The 19,645-nt window shown below is 50.7% G+C and carries 19 protein-coding genes; 3 read left to right on the top strand and 16 right to left on the bottom strand.

What is annotated here, in order from left to right; genetic code table 11:
• Window positions 1-107 precede the first annotated feature (107 nt).
• The 6 genes from hemG to ubiD form a co-directional block, all read right to left on the bottom strand.
• The gene (hemG, locus tag JK211_RS08390) at window positions 108-644 is read right to left on the bottom strand and encodes a menaquinone-dependent protoporphyrinogen IX dehydrogenase (protein WP_212708228.1); all 537 of its coding nucleotides are present in this window, start codon (window positions 642-644) and stop codon (window positions 108-110) included.
• Window positions 645-657: 13 nt separating this feature from the next.
• Window positions 658-2,109, bottom strand: coding sequence for a Trk system potassium transporter TrkH (trkH, locus tag JK211_RS08385; RefSeq protein ID WP_212708227.1), 1,452 nt, complete (start codon window positions 2,107-2,109; stop codon window positions 658-660).
• A 17-nt stretch (window positions 2,110-2,126) separates the two neighbouring features.
• The gene (locus tag JK211_RS08380) at window positions 2,127-2,753 is read right to left on the bottom strand and encodes an IMPACT family protein (protein ID WP_212708226.1); all 627 of its coding nucleotides are present in this window, start codon (window positions 2,751-2,753) and stop codon (window positions 2,127-2,129) included.
• Window positions 2,753-4,084 (bottom strand): Xaa-Pro dipeptidase, encoded by a 1,332-nt coding sequence (pepQ, locus tag JK211_RS08375; protein ID WP_212708225.1) that lies wholly within the window; start codon window positions 4,082-4,084, stop codon window positions 2,753-2,755. The genes JK211_RS08380 and pepQ overlap by 1 nt, the downstream gene beginning before the upstream one ends.
• Window positions 4,085-4,314: 230 nt before the next feature.
• Window positions 4,315-5,016 carry an NAD(P)H-flavin reductase gene (fre, locus tag JK211_RS08370; protein ID WP_212708224.1) on the bottom strand — a complete coding sequence of 234 codons (702 nt, stop codon included), beginning with the start codon at window positions 5,014-5,016 and terminating at the stop codon, window positions 4,315-4,317.
• A 44-nt stretch (window positions 5,017-5,060) separates the two neighbouring features.
• On the bottom strand, window positions 5,061-6,545 hold the full coding sequence (gene ubiD, locus JK211_RS08365; RefSeq protein ID WP_212708223.1) for a 4-hydroxy-3-polyprenylbenzoate decarboxylase: 1,485 nt from the start codon (window positions 6,543-6,545) through the stop codon (window positions 5,061-5,063).
• 272 nt (window positions 6,546-6,817) lie between these two features.
• Here ubiD and rfaH point away from each other — a divergent pair, with 272 nt between their 5' ends.
• A complete protein-coding gene (gene rfaH, locus JK211_RS08360) occupies window positions 6,818-7,315 on the top strand; it encodes a transcription/translation regulatory transformer protein RfaH (RefSeq protein ID WP_212708222.1) in 498 nt (165 codons plus the stop codon).
• Here the strand turns inward: rfaH and tatD are convergent.
• The 9 genes from tatD to udp form a co-directional block, all read right to left on the bottom strand.
• On the bottom strand, window positions 7,312-8,094 hold the full coding sequence (gene tatD, locus JK211_RS08355; RefSeq protein WP_212708221.1) for a 3'-5' ssDNA/RNA exonuclease TatD: 783 nt from the start codon (window positions 8,092-8,094) through the stop codon (window positions 7,312-7,314). The two genes, rfaH and tatD, sit on opposite strands and share 4 nt — an antisense overlap.
• Window positions 8,095-8,176: 82 nt before the next feature.
• Entirely contained in the window at window positions 8,177-8,935 is a 759-nt protein-coding gene (gene tatC / locus JK211_RS08350; RefSeq protein WP_212708220.1) for a Sec-independent protein translocase subunit TatC, read from the bottom strand.
• Window positions 8,936-8,937: 2 nt separating this feature from the next.
• A complete protein-coding gene (gene tatB / locus JK211_RS08345; RefSeq protein ID WP_212708219.1) occupies window positions 8,938-9,471 on the bottom strand; it encodes a Sec-independent protein translocase protein TatB in 534 nt (177 codons plus the stop codon).
• A gap of 3 nt (window positions 9,472-9,474) precedes the next feature.
• On the bottom strand, window positions 9,475-9,720 hold the full coding sequence (tatA, locus tag JK211_RS08340; RefSeq protein ID WP_212708218.1) for a twin-arginine translocase TatA/TatE family subunit: 246 nt from the start codon (window positions 9,718-9,720) through the stop codon (window positions 9,475-9,477).
• A gap of 92 nt (window positions 9,721-9,812) precedes the next feature.
• Complete coding sequence (gene ubiB / locus JK211_RS08335) at window positions 9,813-11,450, bottom strand: ubiquinone biosynthesis regulatory protein kinase UbiB (protein WP_212708217.1); 1,638 nt, start codon at window positions 11,448-11,450, stop codon at window positions 9,813-9,815.
• Window positions 11,447-12,052: an SCP2 domain-containing protein gene (locus JK211_RS08330; protein WP_212708237.1), complete on the bottom strand. Its 606-nt coding sequence runs from the start codon at window positions 12,050-12,052 to the stop codon at window positions 11,447-11,449. The genes ubiB and JK211_RS08330 overlap by 4 nt, the downstream gene beginning before the upstream one ends.
• A gap of 11 nt (window positions 12,053-12,063) precedes the next feature.
• Entirely contained in the window at window positions 12,064-12,819 is a 756-nt protein-coding gene (ubiE, locus tag JK211_RS08325) for a bifunctional demethylmenaquinone methyltransferase/2-methoxy-6-polyprenyl-1,4-benzoquinol methylase UbiE (RefSeq protein ID WP_212708216.1), read from the bottom strand.
• A gap of 79 nt (window positions 12,820-12,898) precedes the next feature.
• On the bottom strand, window positions 12,899-14,413 hold the full coding sequence (rmuC, locus tag JK211_RS08320; RefSeq protein ID WP_212708215.1) for a DNA recombination protein RmuC: 1,515 nt from the start codon (window positions 14,411-14,413) through the stop codon (window positions 12,899-12,901).
• Between the two features lie 129 nt (window positions 14,414-14,542).
• Entirely contained in the window at window positions 14,543-15,304 is a 762-nt protein-coding gene (gene udp, locus JK211_RS08315) for a uridine phosphorylase (RefSeq protein WP_212708214.1), read from the bottom strand.
• Between the two features lie 322 nt (window positions 15,305-15,626).
• Here udp and JK211_RS08310 point away from each other — a divergent pair, with 322 nt between their 5' ends.
• Together JK211_RS08310 and rluF are read left to right on the top strand one after the other, a co-directional pair.
• Window positions 15,627-16,154 (top strand): tetratricopeptide repeat protein, encoded by a 528-nt coding sequence (locus JK211_RS08310; RefSeq protein ID WP_212708213.1) that lies wholly within the window; start codon window positions 15,627-15,629, stop codon window positions 16,152-16,154.
• Between the two features lie 163 nt (window positions 16,155-16,317).
• Window positions 16,318-17,190, top strand: coding sequence for a 23S rRNA pseudouridine(2604) synthase RluF (gene rluF, locus JK211_RS08305; RefSeq protein ID WP_212708212.1), 873 nt, complete (start codon window positions 16,318-16,320; stop codon window positions 17,188-17,190).
• A 66-nt stretch (window positions 17,191-17,256) separates the two neighbouring features.
• Here rluF and metE read toward each other — a convergent pair whose 3' ends face one another.
• Window positions 17,257-19,527, bottom strand: coding sequence for a 5-methyltetrahydropteroyltriglutamate--homocysteine S-methyltransferase (gene metE, locus JK211_RS08300; RefSeq protein ID WP_212708211.1), 2,271 nt, complete (start codon window positions 19,525-19,527; stop codon window positions 17,257-17,259).
• Window positions 19,528-19,645: the final 118 nt, after the last annotated feature.

The following is a 19,645-nucleotide window of genomic DNA, read 5'->3' as shown; positions in this document are numbered from 1 at the left end:
GCTTTGCCGTGTCAGTGGATGCGCATTATAGGGAGTTAATTTTTTCTGGCAAGGGTTTATTTTAAATTAATTACTGAGTGGCGGATTTTCCTCCGAATCAGCCACTTTTACAGCGATTTGCCGGTAATTTGTGCAAAATTATCGGCAAAATCTGCAACCTGAGACCAGTCCGTGTACTCGACTTCTTTCGAAGTGTCCGTTTCTCCTCCTGTAATCTTCATGATCAGGCGGATCATAAATTTATCAAACCAGCGATAACGGGGATAACGTAAAGCACCGGCCACCACCAGACAGCGATCCGGGGTCCAGGGCGACTGTTCAAGAAACTTACGGGTATAGACATTTGTGTGCGGTGTGCATTTATCCGCTTTACGGGCCGTCAGGTTTACTGAGATGAAACCGCTGATCCTTGCCTGTAACTCAGGCAGATGGTCAGCAATACAGCGATGAACCTCCGGTGCATAATGTCCATAACGGATAGAGGCTGCAATTAATAGCCGGTCATAGGCCTGCCAGTCTGCAGTCCCGATATCCTTAATATTGATAACATCACATTCTGTCAGTGGCTGTACCTGATCAGCAATAAACCGGGCAATACGTTGTGTCTGACCGTCCCGGGTGGAAAACAATACCAGCATCTTCATTCTTCTTTATCCCTTATTCCCGCCAGAAGGTCGGAGTAAACAGTACCAGCAGGGTAAACACTTCCAGACGACCAAACAGCATGGTCGAAATAAGGATCCACTTTGCCGTATCATTCATTGACGCGAAGTTGTCTGCGACAACCCCTAATCCCGGGCCGAGGTTATTCAATGTTGCTGCTACTGCAGCGAAGGCCGAGAAGTTATCGACCCCGGTGGCAATGATGGCCAGCATACTGATCAGAAAGACCAGCGCATAAGCAGAAAAGAATCCCCAGACTGCTTCAAGGATCCGCTCAGGCAAGGCTCGCTCCCCAAGCTTAATAGTGTAGACCGCATTAGGATGTACCAGCCGTTTAAGTTCACGTGACCCTTGCTTGCACAGCAGTAAAATCCGGATAACTTTCAGCCCGCCTCCTGTTGAACCAGCACAGCCACCGATAAATGCAGAACACAGCAGCAGGATAGGAAGGAAAGATGGCCAGTGGGAGATACTGTCGGTGGTGAAGCCGGCGGTAGTTGCCATTGACACAACCTGGAAGAAGGCCTGATTCAGGGTCTGGAAAAAACCATTATAGGTATTATGTATCCACAGGATCAGGGTTGCGATAGCCACCAGCGTGAACTGTACCCCGATAAATACCCTGAATTCCGGGTCCCGCCAGTATCCCCGTAAGCTGCGCCCGCTTAATAAAGAGAAGTGCAGGCCATAGTTACATCCGGAGATCAGCAGGAAAATGGCAACGATAGTATTAATCGTCGAACTATGGAAATAGCCGATACTGGCATCATGGGTAGAAAATCCGCCGATAGCGATAGTCGAGAAACTGTGTCCGATAGCGTCAAACAACGGCATGCCGGCCAGCCATAATGCAACAGCACAGGCGATGGTCAGCAGCACATAGATCAGCCACAGCGTTTTGGCCGTTTCAGCAATCCTCGGCCGCATTTTATGATCTTTCAAAGGACCGGGCATTTCGGCACGATACAGCTGCATGCCGCCAACTCCGAGAATCGGTAAGATAGCCACCGCCAGCACAATGATCCCCATACCTCCCAGCCACTGCAGCATCTGACGGTAGAACAGAATAGCTTTCGGCAGTGAGTCCAGCCCTACCAGCGTTGTCGCACCGGTGGTGGTCAGTCCGGAAAAAGATTCAAAGAAGGCATCGGTCACCGACAGATGAGGTCGTTCCGCAAAGATAAACGGCATCGCCCCGACACTGCCTAATACGGTCCAGAACAACACCACAATCAAAAACCCTTCACGGGGTTTGAGTTCAACTTTCTGTTTACGGTTAGGCCACCAGAGTATTGAACCGATAATCAGTGCCATAATAAACGTCTGGCTAAAAGCCCGTCCTGCCCCGTCACGATAAATCAAGGCAACCAGCCCCGGCATAATCATGGTGACAGAGAAAATAATGATCAATAAACCCACGATGCGGGTAATAGCACGAAAGTGCATTATTCCTGTCCTTAACTCTATATAGGAAGTTGATTTACCCGCTGAAGCATCAGTCTGCCCCGGCTGAAATCTGAGAGATGTTGTGTAAACTCACCGACCCGGCCATGGGGCAAAGCAAGGGTCAGTATGATATCGGCCTGGTAATCCCTGCGGATCATTTTCCCCTGATGACGTTCAACCAGACGTTCAATATCATCCAGTTGCCGGTAATCACAGCATAGCGTAAACGTCTGCATCGGGACTTTAGTTGTCCGTGTCAGAGCACTGAGCCCCTGACGAACCCCGCCGCCATAAGCTTTAACCAGCCCGCCGGTCCCCAGCATAACGCCGCCATAGTAGCGGACTACCACCGCTGTCACCTCACCCAGCCCGCTGCCCATCAACTGGGCCAGCATCGGTTTACCTGCCGTGCCTGAAGGTTCACCGTCATCCGAGAAGCCCAGTTGTTGTGAGTCATCCGGCGCACCCGCTACCCATGCCCAGCAATGGTGCCGGGCATCAGGATGCTGACTTTTTATCTGCCGGACAAAGTCCCTGGCGCTCTCAGCGCCTTCAGTATGGGCCAGAAAGGTGATAAAACGACTTTTCTTTATGCTTTCTTCCGTCACACTGATTTCTGCAGACGGAATATCATAAGCGTCCATCAGGTTAACTGCAGGTCGCGGGTCATATTTTCGATGCCATCCTGGCGAATAATAACGTTGTCTTCAATACGGATCCCACCGTAAGGTTTCAGTGCATCAATAAGTTGCCAGTTGAAATGCTTACTGAAACTGCCCTGCCGCCACGCCGAAAGTAAAGATTCTATAAAATACAGACCAGGTTCAATCGTCAGAACCATCCCCGCGGCCAGAGTCCGGGTACAACGCAGCCACGGATACTGTGCTGGCGGTGCCAGGTGTGTGCCTTTCTCATCCTGCATAAATCCGGCGACATCATGTACCTGCAAGCCCAGAGAATGACCGACACCATGAGGCATAAACAGCGAGGTGATATTTTCACTGACCAGTGCATCTTCACTCAGTCCGCTGATAATACCGAAGTCAGTCAGCATACGGGCAATGCGCTGATTCATCTGCACATGATAGTCCGTGTAGCAGACCCCGGCCTGTAAAGTCGCGATCAATTGCTGCTGATGCTGGTCCATCGCGCTTACCAGTTCCGCATACAATGACGCAGGATCCCATGCATAACTGCGGGTTAAATCCGCAGCGTAACCATGATATTCAGCCCCGGCATCCAGCAGAAAGCTGCGCGGTTCGGCAGGCGTGTCACTATCCAGCTGAGTATAATGCAGCACAGAAGCATGTTCATTCAGCGCCACAATATTGCCATAAGGCACATCTGTATCACGCTGCCCGGTTGCCTGCAGATAGGCTGAATTAATCAGGAACTCACTTTGTCCGTCAAAGAAAGCCTGTTTTGCCGCACGGTGTCCCTGTACAGCAATCTTCTGCGCTTCACGCATACAATAGAGTTCATAATCTGTTTTAACACTACGGTGATAATGCAGATAATCAAGTACCGGCTGCGGATTGATATTCTGTTCCGTAATACCGAGTTGCGTTGCACGTCCGGCTACCGGACCAATATAAGCAACCTGACCTCTGTCAGCAGGTAACAGTCTGGCAATATGCTGGCTTTCGCGTAACGGGATGATATCGAACTCACTGGTCCAGAAACTGTCCGGCAGTTCATCAGTTTTATGCCAGTAATCGACTGGCGAGTAAAACCACAGACGCGGTTTACTTACACCGTCAATCCATAACCAGCAATCAGGCGTCCGGGTCACCGGGATCCATGCTTTGAAATGCGGATTGACTTTAAACGGATAGGGATGATCATCAAGGAACACATTTTGCAATTCTCCTGAATGAATCAATAAGGCCTGCAGGTTACGCGCCTCAAGTATCTTTCGGGCACGGTGCTGTAATGTCGTCAGGTGTGTTTTATACAACTCATTGAGTGAATTCATCCCGGTCCTCTCTGGCATAAGAATTTGTGCCATTTTATCACAGCTGTTGCCGGGATGCCGCGCTGACCATCACGGGCAGTTGCTCACCGGACCGGCGGGGTAGCGGATACGCTGTCGCGGTCAACGGGCAGTGACGTTTTCAGGGAAATAACAGGATTTACAGGGGATCAACGTGGGCAGGCGTTGCAGCAGTGACTGCAACGCCTGTTCAGGACAACATGCTGCGGTTATCAGATAAAAGCGAAAGCATCACCATAAATCTGACTGCTGATAGCTTCTCTTTCAGCACAGAAACGCTCACGCGCCGCTTTGGCCATTTCGAAACGCCCTGCAATATAAATGTCGTATTCTTTCAGTGAACTGTAATCCTGAATTACCGCCGGTAATACAGTGCCGGTTCTGCCCTGCCAGTCAGCATCAGGCTGTTCAACGACCGGTACGACCTTAAGATTAGGATGGCGTACTGCCAGTGCGTTCAGTTCTTCCAGATCATAGAGATGTTGAGGCTCACGCCCGCCCCAGTAAATGGCAATCTCACGCTGCGGATTTTCAGACAAGGCCGTCAGCAGGATAGAACGTACATAAGAGAACCCTGTACCGCCTGCAATAAGAATCATCGGCCGATCGCTGTCTTCACGCAGCGCCGCATTACCGTGTGGCATATCCACAGTGATCTGTCGCTGATCACGGATACGATCCATCACAGCCATCGCATACAGATTGAGATCCGATGCGCCGATATGCAGTTCAATAATGTCTTTATCCATCGGCGTCGATGCCAGAGAAAAAGGACGTTTATCATTTTCATCCATTACTACCATCAGATACTGACCCGCGCGAAAACTATAGTCGGCTTCAGGCACTAACCGGACCCGATAGACAGTGTCGGTAATGGTTTCTACAGAAATAACTTTACAGCTTAATCTTGTCATGCGTTCCCTCTGTCGGGTCTTTAGCTAAAATTGGTGGTTCTCTGTTAACGTACGGAACGGGGTTCAAATATCGCCAGCTCATCCCATATCTCATCAACACGGGCCGTCACCTTAGGATCTTTCACAATCGGACGACCCCACTCGCGATCCGTTTCTCCCGGCCATTTATTGGTAGCATCCATCCCCATTTTTGAGCCGAGGCCGGAGACCGGTGAAGCAAAGTCGAGGTAGTCAATCGGGGTATTTTCAACAATTACCGTGTCTCTGGCCGGGTCCATGCGGGTGGTAATGGCCCAGATAACATCATTCCAGTCGCGGGCATTGACATCATCATCGCAAACAATGACAAATTTGGTGTACATAAATTGCCGCAGGAAAGACCATACTCCAAACATAACGCGTTTTGCATGTCCGGCATATTGTTTCTTCATGGTCACGACGGCCAGCCGGTAAGAACATCCCTCAGGAGGCAGATAGAAATCAACAATTTCCGGAAACTGTTTGATCAGAATAGGCACCAGCACTTCATTCAGTGCAACCCCCAGAGCGGCAGGTTCATCGGGCGGACGGCCTGTATAGGTGGAATGGTAAATTGCCTGCTGGCGTTTGGTGATTTTTGTCACGGTGAATACAGGGAAGTTATCAACTTCATTGTAGTACCCTGTATGATCACCATAGGGACCTTCCGCAGCCATATCGCCAGGCTCAATATACCCTTCGAGGATAATTTCAGCACTGGCCGGAACATCGAGATCATTCGACAGGGATTTTACCACATCCGTTTTACTGCCCCGGAGCAGCCCGGCAAATGCATATTCGGAGAGAGTATCGGGTATCGGCGTCACTGCAGCCAGAATAGTCGCCGGATCGGCACCTAAGGCGACAGAAACCGGAAACCGTTCACCCGGACGGGCTTTACACCATTCCTGAAAATCCAGTGCCCCGCCACGGTGTGATAACCAGCGCATAATCAGGCGATTTTTACCAATCACCTGCATACGATAAATCCCGAGATTTTGCCGCTCTTTGTGCGGACCTCGAGTCACGGTCAGACCCCAGGTAATCAGCGGTGCTGCATCTTCCGGCCAGCAGGTCATTACCGGTATCGCCGAGAGGTCAACGTCATCATCCTGTAAGATGATTTCCTGACAGGGGGCACTGCTGCGTCGCCTGGTGGGCATACTCAGTACTTTTTTAAAACGCGGCATCTGTTCGAACAGGTCACGGAAACCTTTTGGCGGTGCCGGCTCTTTAAGAAAAGCCAGTAACTCTCCGACATCACGTAATGCACTGACATCTTCCTGCCCCATCCCCAAGGCAACCCGTGCGGAGGTCCCGAACAGGTTACAGAGTACGGGCATCGCATAGCCTTTCGGATTTTCAAACAATAAGGCAGGTCCGCCGGCACGCAATGTCCGGTCGGCAATCTCAGTCATTTCTAAATTAGGATCAACAGGATAACTAATCCTTTTTAATTCACCACGCTGCTCAAGTTGTTGCAGGAAGTCTCTTAAGTCCTGATATTTCATGAGGTTTTTACTTTATTGCTGCAGATAATCTGGCCATTATAAGGAGGATTGCATCAGGATGCTGAGATTTATTAGCCTGTCGGTGCGGAACATAATCTGTACGATGTCATTCAGGGTACTGAATAGGGCCTGCAAATCATTATTTACACAGCGATGAAAATAACCGCAATCCCATGACCCGCAAGGGATACAAGGCTGCGTAACCCGGATAAATAGCCTATAACTCCCTTATGAGTTTTGTTATTCTTTGCTGCCGGTTAAATGGAGCGGTTATGGAATCCTGGTATTTACTTTTTTGCAAACGTGGTCAGTTATTACGCGCACAGGAACACCTTGAGCGCCAGGGCGTTGCCTGCCTGAGCCCGGTGACTGAGGTGGAAAAGAAAGTGCGGGGCAAACTCAGTATGGTGAGTGAGCCGCTGTTTCCTAATTATCTGTTTATCCGTTTTTCCCCGGAAGTTATCCATACTACAACCATTAACGCTACCCGCGGCGTCAGCCATTTTGTCCGGTTTGGCGCATTGCCTGCTACGGTACCGGAAGAAGTCATCGATAGTATTATCAATAAAGATTATCAGTGTCTGCAGGCCGGGGAACGGCCCCGGCAGGGAGATGAAGTCGAAATCATTGCCGGGACATTCGAAGGACTACGGGCGATATTTACTGAGCCGGAAGGCGAAACCCGCTCGCTTTTACTGCTTAACCTGCTAAACAAACAGGTAGTGCGCAGTATCGGTAATCAGCAGTTTCGTAAAGTCTGGCCTGATTAACTGAGGCGGAACAGTTGCCGGGCATTGTGGTCAGTCTGTTTCGCCAGTAATTCCACATCTTCGTTCCGCCATGCAGCAACCTGCTGCAGGATATGTGGCAGAAAGCAGGGTTCATTACGTCTTGAAGGCGGTCGTGGATGCATATCACGTGGGATCAGATAAGGTGCATCCGTTTCCAGCAACAGGCGGTCGGCAGGAATCACAGGCAGTAACTCCCGCAGCCCGAGGCCTCTGCGTTCATCACACACCCAGCCGGTGATCCCGACATACATACCTGCTGCCAGACACTCTTCAAGTTCCTGGCGGGTTCCGGTAAAGCAGTGGACAACGGCTGCCGGTAACTTATCCAGCCATCCGGCAAGTACTGCCATAAAACGCTGATGGGCTTCACGGCAGTGCAGAAACACCGGCAACTGTAATTCAGCCGCTAATGCCAGCTGTGCATCGAACGCATATTCCTGTTGATTATGATCGGCGAGGTTACGGTTGAAATCGAGGCCACATTCACCAATTGCCACAACTTCAGGCTGACCGGCCAGACGGCGCAACGTGCCTGCTGTTTCCTGCGACCATTCACTGGCATGGTGGGGATGAACGCCGGCAGTAGACCAGCAGTAGTCGGGGTGCTGCTTTGCCAGCGATAAAGCCTGCTGACTTTCGAGTGCATTGGTCCCGGTAATCAGCATACCGGATACCCCTGCACTGCGCGCCCGTGAAACCACCTGTTTACGATCTTTCGCAAACTGCGTACTGGTCAGGTTGACACCAATATCAAACATAGTTATTCCCAAAAAGCGTAACCACCCTGACGGGTGGTTTTAGTTAACATTTCCCGTGTTTACGGGAACCTGAGCCGGGATCTCAGGATTCGCTATCCTGATCTTTATCCTTATCCCAGCGTCCTTTACCAACATAGTAACGTGAGAAGAATACGCCGACTTCAAACAGGCAGTACATCGGAATAGCGAGCAAAGTTTGGGAAAAAACATCAGGAGGGGTTAACAGCATGCCGACCACAAACGCACCGACCAGCATATAAGGGCGTTTCTTCTTCAGGTCTTCAGGGGAAGTTATGCCCGTCCAGCAAAGCAGTACAATCGCGACCGGTACTTCAAATGCCACACCAAAGGCCAGAAACAGTGCCATAACAAAATCAAGGTAGTTACTGATGTCAGTAGCAATCTGTACGCCGTGCGGTACTGTCTTGGCGAAAAAGCCAAACGCCAGCGGGAACACGATAAAATAGGCAAAACAGACACCGATATAAAACAACAGTGAACTGGAAAACAGCAGAGGCATGATCAGCCGGCGTTCATGACGGTATAACGCCGGTGCCACAAATGCCCATAACTGGTAGAGGATCACCGGCACCGCCAGAAACACCGAGACAATAATCGTCAGTTTTATCGGCGTAAAGAAAGGTGATGCCACATCAGTCGCAATCATACTGGCGCCGGTTGGCATCTGACGGATTAAAGGGGCTGCAACTAACTGGTAGATATCATTGGAAAAATAGACCAGACACAGGAAAATAACCAGTATCGAGACAATACAGTATAACAGGCGTTTACGCAGTTCTATCAGATGGCTGATCAGTGGTTGAGTATCTTGTACATCCATGATTATCGTTCTTCACTTACGGATGAAGCAGGTTTTGTCGCGGACTCTGGTTCCGCGTTAACGCTGCTGGCTGTGCGGGTATCTGCCGGGGTATCAGCTCCGGCAGAAGATGCTGTCGGGTGCTGAGGCGGCTCTGTCACCGAAGGCGTTACAGGGGGCGGTGTCGTTTTTTCCGACCCGGCAGATGGCTGACCGGCGTTTCCGCCATGGGCTTTATCATCATACCCTTCCATATCAGTTGCCTCACGATAGGTACGCTTCATTGAGTCAGCCGTTTTACGCAGCTCTTCCATTGATTCTTTCAGCTCAGGGGAAAGCGTACCTTTACCTGCCTCTTCAACTTTTTTCAGACTGTCCTGTAACTCCTGCAGCTTAAGCTCCTGAGCCAGCTCATTCTGTACGTTGGCTGCCAGAGAGCGCATCGCGCGGATCCAGCCGACAACGGTTTTCACCGCCACAGGTAATCGCTGTGGCCCGAGAACAATCAGACCAATCACGAATACCAGTAAAAGCTCACTAAAACCTATATCGAACACGGTTTATACCTGATCGTTATCTTTACGGGATTCTTCTTTTACAGAAGACGCGGGTTTTTTCTCTGAAATCGGTGTTGCGGGGAAGTCCGCATCCTGCCCTTTTTTCTCATCTTCGTCGCTCATGGCTTTTTTAAAGCCTTTAATCGAAGATCCTAAATCTGAGCCAAGACCCCGCAGTTTTTTAGTACCAAACAACAGTACCAGAATGACCACAATGATAAGTAACTTCCAGATACTAATGCCGCCCATTTTTAACCCCTGAATTCCATGATCCAATGATACAAGGCGTATCATTACGCCTTATTCCCCTGAACTTAGCGCGGTTGGGATAAAACAGACAATCAGTTTGTCTTCCGCCAACCGGCCAGCCATGTTAACACACCAGCAACAATCAGTAGCACCGAAGTTACATCCCATTGGGGACGTCCGATCGTCACTGCCGTACCACAGAGCAGAAAAACAGCGCCGATCCCGAACAGATAACGTGCCTGACTATGCCGTACACGCTGTGCATTCATTTCATGCGCCAGCTTATCAACACTGTGTTTCAGTAACTTATGTTGCCGCATTCCGTCATAAAATAACTCAGGTAATTCGGGAAGCTTTTCTGCCCATGAAGGTGCTTTCGTCTTCACTGCCCGCCAGATAGCAGGCAGTCCTACCTGATCTTTAATCCACTCCTCGAGGAATGGTTTGGCTGTTTTCCAGAGATCCAACTGCGGATATAGCTGACGGCCAATACCTTCAACATACAGCAATGTCTTCTGCAACAACACCAATTGCGGCTGAACTTCCATATTAAAACGACGGGCTGTATTGAACAGATTCAGCAGCACATGACCAAAGGAAATTTCCGCCAGCGGTTTTTCAAAAATAGGTTCACAGACAGTACGGATAGAAAACTCAAAATCTTCGACATTGGTATCCGGCGGAACCCAGCCCGAATCCACGTGCAGTTCGGCCACCCGCCGGTAATCACGGTTAAAGAAAGCAATGAAATTTTCAGCCAGGTAACGTTTATCATCTTTATTCAGTGAGCCGACAATACCGCAGTCAATGCCGATATACTGCGGGTCTTCCGGATGATCATAGCTGACAAAAATATTCCCCGGATGCATATCCGCATGAAAGAAACTGTCGCGGAATACCTGGGTAAAGAAGACCTGAACACCCCGTTCTGCAAGTAACTGCATATTCACGCCATGAGCCTTTAATGCTGCCGTATCGGAGACAGGGATCCCGTAGATGCGCTCCATGACCAGCATATTCTCACTACAATAATCAGAATAAATAAACGGCACATACAGCATGTTATTGTTTTCAAAGTTCCGCCTCAGCTGGATAGCATTGGCCGCTTCACGCTGTAAATTCAGTTCATCCAGCAGGGTTTTCTCATAATCCCGGACAACTTCGACAGGGCGCAGCCGCCTGCCGTCGGGTAACAACCGTGGTACCCAGCGTGCCAGCCGATAGATAAGACGCATGTCCGCTTTTATCACCGGCAAAATATCAGGACGGATAACTTTTATGACAATATGTTTGCCATTCTCTTTAAGAGTGGCCGTGTGTACCTGAGCGATAGACGCTGAAGCCAGAGGGATTATTTCGAAATCATCAAACCACTGTTCAACCGGTCCTCCCAGCGATTTTTCAATCTGCTGTTTAGCTTTTGCACCGTCAAAAGGCGGGACTTTGTCCTGCAGTGAAGAAAGCTGATCGGCGATTTCCGGCGGAAACAGGTCTCGTCTGGTGGACAGCATCTGGCCAAATTTAATCCATACCGGCCCCAGCTGTTCCAGTGCCATTCTGAGACGTACACCCAGCGCTTCATTCGGGTAACGGTTAGGGATCCAGAAAATACAACGCCGCCAGAAGCGCAGCAGTATGGTCAGGCGGGTACGGGGAATAAGCTCATCCAGACCATGAGACAAGAAAATACGAATAATGAAATAGAGTCGCCGAATTTCTCCAACAGTCATTTCTTCTCCCATTGTGCCAGCCGCGCATCCAGCGCTTCCAGCGTTTTGTCCAGCGCCGCGGTTTCTTCACAAAACCACGCCACTTCGAGGGCACCGGGGGCGACCCGCCACTCCTCAGTCAGAATTTCGCCCAGTTGTTGTTGCTTACCACTGATCTGCTGGCAGGCAAACGAAAATAAGCGCTGTCCTGCACGGCTGATCCCACGGGCAGCAATGTCACCGACCAGCGGTGCCATATATTCAGCGGGGTCAAGCTCAGCTAAATCAATCAGCGCAGAGAATTGCTGAATCACCTGTAAATCGCCCTGAACATCCAGCCGGCCCTGCCTGATTAACGCGGTCATATTCTGCCGGTCACGCAGCTCCGGTAACACTGACAATGCCAGCGAGACAGTACAGTCACTGTCGCCCTGCCAGTCGCCGATCACATCCAGTTGCTGTTCGCTGAATACCAGTACCAGTGGTGTGGAAAACTCGCTGAACTTCAGGGTCAGTACTTTTCCTTTTAACCGCTGGCGGGCAGCCTTAAGGCCCCGGTCCTGGTATAATACGCGGTTAAGTGTATTCTCGATAACCGCCGTCAGCAGCGGCATTGCAGTGATTACCGTTGACATCAGAATTTATATCCGCGGTGAAGGGCAACGATCCCTCCGGTCAGGTTGTAATAGGTGGTATTTTCGAAACCGACCTCATTCATCATACCTTTCAGCGTTTCCTGATCAGGGTGCATACGGATAGACTCTGCCAGATAACGATAACTTTCTGCATCGCCCGCGACCAGTTGCCCGATTCGCGGTAAAATATGGAAAGAATAGGCATCGTAAGCTTTGCTTAATGGCTCAAGCAGCGGTTTTGAGAATTCCAGTACCAGTAAGCGTCCGCCCGGTTTAAGTACGCGGAACATCGATGCCAGAGCTTTCTCTTTTTCGGTGACATTACGCAGCCCGAAAGAGATTGTAATACAGTCAAAATAATTATCCGGGAATGGCAGAGCTTCTGCGTTGGCCTGCACATAACTGACGTTACCTGATACCCCACTGTTACGGAGCTTTTCGCGGCCCATTTTTAGCATCGAACTGTTAATATCTGCCAGTACTACCTGGCCAGTGTCCCCGACTAAACGGGAGAATTTCGCCGTCAGATCACCGGTTCCTCCGGCGAGATCCAGCACCCGCTGCCCGCGGCGAACACCGCTGCAATCAATGGTAAAACGCTTCCAGATACGATGGATGCCCATCGACATCAAATCGTTCATCAGGTCATATTTTGCTGCTACGGAATGGAACACGTCAGCAACTTTTTCAGCCTTTTCGTTTTTTGCTACGGTCTGAAAACCAAAATGTGTTGTTTCCTGAGATTCATCTGCCATCGGTATTACCTGCTCTGTAATCAATACTGTCTGAAGTGTACCAGACTCCCGAAGGCCAGGCACGTTACGCCACCACTATTCAGCTATTCCCCGGAGGGGCCTTATTGTCCCACGTATTCTGCAGGCCGGCCAGAGTGCTTTCGCCGTCCTGCGGGTCATCTTCTGGTGGTAAATCAAATGAAAGGGCTTTCGCGGTTATTTTCGGATCTATCGGTCGCCGGACTTCCACCCCCATATGGCGAAAAGCCTCAGCCCTTGCTACCAGATTGCCCCGCCCTTCGGTCAGTTTTTTCATCGATTGCTGGTAGCTGTCGCGGGCTTTATCAAGATGGTTGCCCATGCTCTGCATATCGTCGACAAACAAGCGCATTTTGTCATATAGCCTGCCGGCTTTTTCTGCAATATCCCGCGCATTCTGGCTTTGATGTTCATAACGCCAGAGATTACTGATGGTCCGTAAGGCCACCAACAGCGTCGTCGGACTGACCAGCATAATGTTCTGTTGCAGTGCCTCATTAACCAGCTCAGGCTCTCTGTCCAGTGCCAGTAAAAACGCCGGTTCGACCGGAATAAACATTAAGACATAATCCAGCGATTTTACTCCGGGCAGTTGCTGGTAATCTTTACGGCTGAGTAACCGCAGGTGATTACGCATTGCGGAGATATGCTCACGCGCCGCCTGTTCACGTAGCAGGTCATCTTCGGCGTTAAAATAGCGCTCATAGGCCACCAGTGTCATTTTAGCGTCAATTACCACATCCTTATTCTGCGGCAAATGCACAATAACATCAGGCTGATAACGCCCGTCATTACGCTGAATGCTGACCTGAGTCTCATATTCATAGCCTTCCCGCAGTCCTGATGCTTCCAGCACACGCGCCAGGATAACCTCCCCCCAGTTCCCCTGGGTTTTATTATCCCCTTTCAGGGCGCGGGTCAGGTTAACGGCTTCCTGAGCCATTTGACTATTCAGTTTTTGTAACTGACGGATTTCATGTGTAAGCGTATGCCGCTCACGGGCCTCACTGCTAAAACTGTCATTAATCTGCCGCCGGAAGCCGTCCAGCTGTTCCCGCAGGGGTGTCAGCAGACCCTGCAGACTTTGCCGGTTTTGCTCATCGAAACGGCGGCCGCTGTGTTCGAAAATGCGGCCGGCCAGATTTTCGAATTGTGCCGCCAGTCGCTGTTCGCTGTTGATCAGTACACGCTGTTTTTCTTCGGCCGCCAGCCGGGTGTCCTCCAGCCGGGTAGTCACTTCACGCAGTTCGGCTTCCTGCGCCCGATAGATATCCGCCTGATGGCGCAGTTCCTGGCTGAGTTGTTCACTCTGTTCACGCCAGTATGTCAGCTGTTGCAGTTTTTCCTGCTGTGCGGCAACCGTGCCATGTAACTGCCGGAGTTCGAGATCTTTCTGCCGGCCGGACTGCTGCTCTGAACCCAGAACCTGCTGTAACTGATCGACCGTTTCCTGCCTGACCCGCTGTTCAGCAGCATAGGCCGCCAGTTGATGGCCCGACCGAAGTACAGCGACCAGCCAGCCAAGACCGGCACCACCCAGCAGCAGACATCCTGAAATAATAAGTTGCGTATCCACCCGTTTCCCCGCTTAACACACTGTTAAAGGAAAGGTAGAGTCGCACTGTATAGATGTCCAGATAATTTTCGCGGAGATAAGATGCCGGTTGCGCTATCCTCCGGATAACGCAACCCCGTATAAGAAGAGTTATAACAACGATTTGGCTGCGTTTACTACGATCTGTACCGCCTGACTTTCGGTTTTTTTCATGGTGGCACTGTCAGGGATCTCTTTCTGGGTGCGGTTTACAATTACCCCGGCGATCATACCTGCTCTCAGGCCCTGGCTGGCACACATGGTCAGTAAGGTGGCTGACTCCATTTCATAGTTCAGCACTCCCATCGACTGCCACTCTTCCATCGATCCGCGGAAAGATTTCACCACTCTTCCTGAGAAGGTGTCATAACGTTCCTGGCCCGGGTAAAACGTATCTGAGGATGCAGTAACCCCGATATGGGTAGTTGCACCGGCATGACGGGCAGCCTCCGCCAGAGCTGTGGTACAGGTAAAATCAGCTACCGCAGGGAACTCCAGCGGCGCAAAGTGGAGACTCGCCCCGTCCAGCCGGACAGAAGCGGTGGTAACCAGCACATCACCGACATGAATATGCGGCTGAATCGCGCCTGTTGTCCCTACCCGTAAAAAAGTACGTATCCCTAACTGGGCCAGTTCTTCCACCGCGATAGAGGTGGACGGGCCGCCAATACCGGTAGAACAAATAATAACCGGCTTACCTTCAATAAAAGCAATCCAGCTGGTGAATTCACGGTGTGCGGCCAGCTGGCGGGGATTGTCCATCAGCTCCGCTATCTTTTTTACCCGTTCAGGATCACCCGGAACAATCGCCAGGGTGGCTCCCTGAAGGTCAGCTTTAGCCAGTCCGAGATGGAAAACTTCAGGTTGCGACATAGTAACCTCGATAACTACAGTGGATGATGTCCCAATTGTACGTGAACCACCGGCATTTTATGTGACGGGAATCAATATAAAAAAATGGTATTACATACAAAGGCAGATAAATGCGGGATGTGTTTCGCAAATAGAATTTTCTGGATATTGATAATTTTCAATAAAATGCATTAACAAAACCCGTCGCAGAGCGGACGGCTGATAAAAATTCAGAACGGCCCCGAAGGCAGCATCTTTTATCCGGGATACACTCAGAGTGACTGAATACCGGCCGTTTCCCGATACAGGGAACGTTCATTACGGTCACAGACAGGAAAACGATATGAAAAAAACGCTGATTCTCTGTATGACAGTACTGACACTGACCGGGTGCAGCACCCTGGGTAACTTTTTTGATGGTATGTTTACCGGCGGCAGCAGCGATTATCCTGACCAACAGCTACTGCAACAGCATATCAGCCAATGTGATACCGGCATGGCCGCTGAGTGTATTGCCGCAGGATCCGTCTATGAGTTACGCGGCGGGGATAACTACCCAATAGCCCTGAAATTTTATCAGAAAGGACTGGCGCTGCAGTCAGCAGATGCGAATCAGGCTATCGGGCACCTGTACGAGAATGGCTATGGTGTGCCGCAAAATTATGACACTGCCCGCCAGTGGTATCAGAAAGGCGCTGATGCCGGAGACGGTAACGCGATGCTGTATCTGGCCAATATGTACCGGTATGGACACGGTGTGACCAAAGACCCACGGACCGCATTAAAATATGCACGGATGGCCTGTAAAAAAGGCAATATCCTGGCATGTTCCACCCGTACGCAGTTGCAGGTCACGACAGGTAAAAAATAACCTTTCAGCCACCAGCACGATATAGTACCGGACAAATCCAGTCCGGTACTATATCGTGCTTATCGCGGGAGCCTGTTTTCATCATCCTCAGCCCCCTGAGAGTAAAACTGAGTATGTTAAGCATCGTCCGGCTGAGGTATAGTCCGCTTTTTTCGGAGAATTCATGCTGACCAACTCATCGACCCGACTGAACAAATACATCAGTGAGAGCGGTATTTGCTCTCGCCGCGATGCTGACCGTTTTATTGAGCAAGGTAACGTGTTTATTAACGGTAAACGTGCTGCTGTCGGTGACCAGGTGTATGCCGGAGACGTGGTGAAAGTTAACGGCCAGCTGATTGAGCCGCGTAACGAGGAAGATTTAGTCCTGATCGCCCTCAATAAGCCGACCGGTATTATCAGTACTACCGAAGAAAGCGAAAAAGATAATATTGTCGATTTCGTGAATCACAGCAAACGGGTATTCCCGATAGGTCGTCTGGATAAAGATTCTCAGGGGCTGATTTTCCTGACCAACCACGGTGACCTGGTCAATAAAATACTGCGCGCCGGTAACGATCACGAAAAAGAGTATGTGGTTACGGTAAACAAACCGATCACCGATGAGTTTATTCAGGGTATGGCAGCCGGTGTGCCGATGCTGGGTACGGTCACTAAAAAATGTAAAGTGAAGAAAGAAGCGCCGATGGTGTTTCGTATCACACTGGTACAGGGACTTAACCGTCAGATCCGCCGGATGTGTAAGCATTTCGGTTTTGAAGTCACCAAACTTGAGCGGGTGCGGATCATGAATGTCAGCCTGAAAGGGCTGCCTCCCGGTGAGTGGCGTGATTTTACGGATGATGAGCTGATCGAGCTGTTCCGACTGATTGAGCACTCTTCATCCCTTGATCCTGCCGAAAATAAGGGCAAACCCAAAGGGAAACCTGCCGCGAAAAAAAATGGCCCAGCACAAAAATCTGCGGACAAACCGGCAGCTAAACCTGCAGCCCGTAAGCGTTTTACTCAGCCGGGCAGAAAGAAAAAAGGACGTTAATCTCTCCTGTCACCCGGGGCGCTGATTGTCCCCGGGGATAGCTTTCACAGAGAAGCCGGCAGCGGATCACGCTGACTGGCGACGTAAATTTCTGGCTGCTGTTACCATATTTTCCAACGCCTGACGGGTTTCAGTCCAGCCACGGGTTTTTAGTCCGCAATCCGGATTCACCCATAGCCGCTGCGCCGGAATATATTTTGCCGCTTTACGCAGCAGATTTTCGATACCGGCCACATCAGGGATATTCGGGGAATGGATATCGTAGACCCCCGGTCCGATTTCATTCGGATATTCAAACTCTTCAAAAGATTCCAGCAGTTCCATATCGGAACGCGAGGTCTCGATGGTGATGACATCTGCATCCAGGGCAGCAATCGCAGCCATAATGTCATTAAACTCGCAATAACACATATGGGTATGGATCTGGGTAGCGTCATCAGCAACAGCGGCCATTAAGCGGAAGGCATTAACTGCCCAGGCCAGATACGCTGCACGGTCAGAATCGTGCAATGGCAGGCCTTCACGTAATGCAGGCTCATCAATCTGAATAATCCCAATACCGGCATTTTCCAGATCGGCAACTTCATCACGTAACGCCAGCGCAATCTGCCTGGCGATAGTTTCACGGCTCACATCTTCACGCGGAAATGACCAGCAGAGGATAGTGACCGGGCCGGTAAGCATCCCTTTTACGGGTTTATCAGTCAGGGACTGGGCATAGGTGGCCCACTCAACCGTCACAGGCTGCGGGCGACTGATATCGCCGATAATGATCGGCGGCTTGACGCAACGTGAACCATAGCTTTGTACCCAGCCATTCCGCGTAAAAGCAAAACCGTCCAGCTGTTCGCCGAAATATTCCACCATATCATTACGTTCGGCTTCACCGTGCACCAGCACATCCAGTCCCAGCCGTTCCTGCTCAGCAATGGCCTGCCGGATATGTTCAGAAATACCGGTCCGGTAGTGATGGCTGTCCAGTCGTCCCTGCCTGAAATCCAGCCGCAGGCTGCGGATCTCCGTCGTCTGGGGGAATGAACCAATCGTCGTTGTTGGCCAGGCCGGTAAACTGAAACGTTGCCGCTGTGCTGCCGCGCGGATCGGGTAATGGTGCTGACGTTCGCTGTCCCGTGAGTGAATAGCATGTAAACGGTCAGCGACTGCCTGATTATGTACCCGTGATGATTGTTCACGGGCGCGGATCGGCGCACTGTGGCTTTCCAGAGCAAGCGGATCGTTACTCTTCAGGGCATGACTCAGCAGCGACAGTTCGTCACATTTCTGTACCGCAAAAGAAAACCAGCTTTTCACATCATCATCCAGCCGGGTCTCAGTACTCAGATCAATCGGACTGTGCAATAAAGAGCATGAAGTGCCTATCCACAAATTTTCACGTTGTGCGGCCAGAGGCTGTAGCTGGTCAAACCAGCGGCTAAGGTCGGCACGCCATACATTGCGTCCGTTAATGACACCGACGGACAATAGCCAGCCGATCGGTAATTGCTTATGAATACACTGAATATCATCATGGCCGTGTACCAGATCGACATGCAATCCCTGTACAGGTAATTGTCGGATGACCGACAGGTTCTGGCTGATACTGTCAAAATAGGTCGTCAGCAACAGCCGGGTATGACCCTGCAATGCCTGATAAGCTTCGCTAAAAGCGTTCAGCCATTTGGCCGGTAACTCCAGCGATAACGCAGGTTCATCAATCTGTACCCAGTCAATACCCCGTTCAGCCAGCGCCGCAAGTACCTGTTGGTATACCGGCAGAATATCCTGCAGTAACGTCAGGCGATCAAACACTTCCCCTTTTACTTTGCCCAGCCACAGATAGGTAACCGGCCCCAGCAGGACCGGCTTAACCTGGTAACCCAGCGCCAGTGCTTCATCCACTTCGTCCAGTAACTGGGTCCAGGCCAGAGTGAATGTCTGACCACGGGTAAATTCAGGCACGATGTAGTGATAGTTGGTATTAAACCACTTCGTCATTTCTGCCGCTGCGGCGGGTTCACCAGTCGGCGCCCGGCCTCGGGCAATACGGAATAAGGTATCCAGGTCTGTCTGACCGTCCGCACTCTGATGGCGGGCGGGTACATTACCCAGCATCAGGCTGGTTGTCAGCACATGGTCATACCATGCGAAATCACCGACAGGAATATAGTCAACCCCGGCATCCTTCTGTTGTTGCCAATGACGCACCCGGAGCTCACGCCCGGTTGCCAGTAGCTCCTGTTGTCCGGACTTACCTGCCCAGTAGCTTTCCTGAGCTTTTTTCAGTTCGCGTCCCAGGCCGATCCGCGGAAATCCTAATGTGTGATTCTGAATTGTCATGGCATAAGTTCCTGTCAGTGAAAGACGCTGTCTCAGCCCCGGGCCCATGGCAGCAGTACCATTATTCACCCGCCTGCCGGAAGTCACAGGTTGCTGAGAATATTTTTCAGATGTTTAG

It is taken from the genome of Tatumella sp. JGM130 (assembly GCF_018257525.1).
Taxonomy (GTDB): domain Bacteria; phylum Pseudomonadota; class Gammaproteobacteria; order Enterobacterales; family Enterobacteriaceae; genus Tatumella; species Tatumella punctata.
This window is presented reverse-complemented; position numbering and strand designations above follow the sequence as displayed.

Coding starts and splice junctions, on each gene's coding strand:
- hemG (WP_212708228.1), bottom strand. CDS start 644: ATGAAGATGCTGGTATTGTTTTCCACCCGGGACGGTCAGACACAACGT.
- trkH (WP_212708227.1), bottom strand. CDS start 2,109: ATGCACTTTCGTGCTATTACCCGCATCGTGGGTTTATTGATCATTATT.
- JK211_RS08380 (WP_212708226.1), bottom strand. CDS start 2,753: ATGGACGCTTATGATATTCCGTCTGCAGAAATCAGTGTGACGGAAGAA.
- pepQ (WP_212708225.1), bottom strand. CDS start 4,084: ATGAATTCACTCAATGAGTTGTATAAAACACACCTGACGACATTACAG.
- fre (WP_212708224.1), bottom strand. CDS start 5,016: ATGACAAGATTAAGCTGTAAAGTTATTTCTGTAGAAACCATTACCGAC.
- ubiD (WP_212708223.1), bottom strand. CDS start 6,545: ATGAAATATCAGGACTTAAGAGACTTCCTGCAACAACTTGAGCAGCGT.
- rfaH (WP_212708222.1), top strand. CDS start 6,818: ATGGAATCCTGGTATTTACTTTTTTGCAAACGTGGTCAGTTATTACGC.
- tatD (WP_212708221.1), bottom strand. CDS start 8,094: ATGTTTGATATTGGTGTCAACCTGACCAGTACGCAGTTTGCGAAAGAT.
- tatC (WP_212708220.1), bottom strand. CDS start 8,935: ATGGATGTACAAGATACTCAACCACTGATCAGCCATCTGATAGAACTG.
- tatA (WP_212708218.1), bottom strand. CDS start 9,720: ATGGGCGGCATTAGTATCTGGAAGTTACTTATCATTGTGGTCATTCTG.
- ubiB (WP_212708217.1), bottom strand. CDS start 11,450: ATGACTGTTGGAGAAATTCGGCGACTCTATTTCATTATTCGTATTTTC.
- ubiE (WP_212708216.1), bottom strand. CDS start 12,819: ATGGCAGATGAATCTCAGGAAACAACACATTTTGGTTTTCAGACCGTA.
- udp (WP_212708214.1), bottom strand. CDS start 15,304: ATGTCGCAACCTGAAGTTTTCCATCTCGGACTGGCTAAAGCTGACCTT.
- JK211_RS08310 (WP_212708213.1), top strand. CDS start 15,627: ATGAAAAAAACGCTGATTCTCTGTATGACAGTACTGACACTGACCGGG.
- rluF (WP_212708212.1), top strand. CDS start 16,318: ATGCTGACCAACTCATCGACCCGACTGAACAAATACATCAGTGAGAGC.
- metE (WP_212708211.1), bottom strand. CDS start 19,527: ATGACAATTCAGAATCACACATTAGGATTTCCGCGGATCGGCCTGGGA.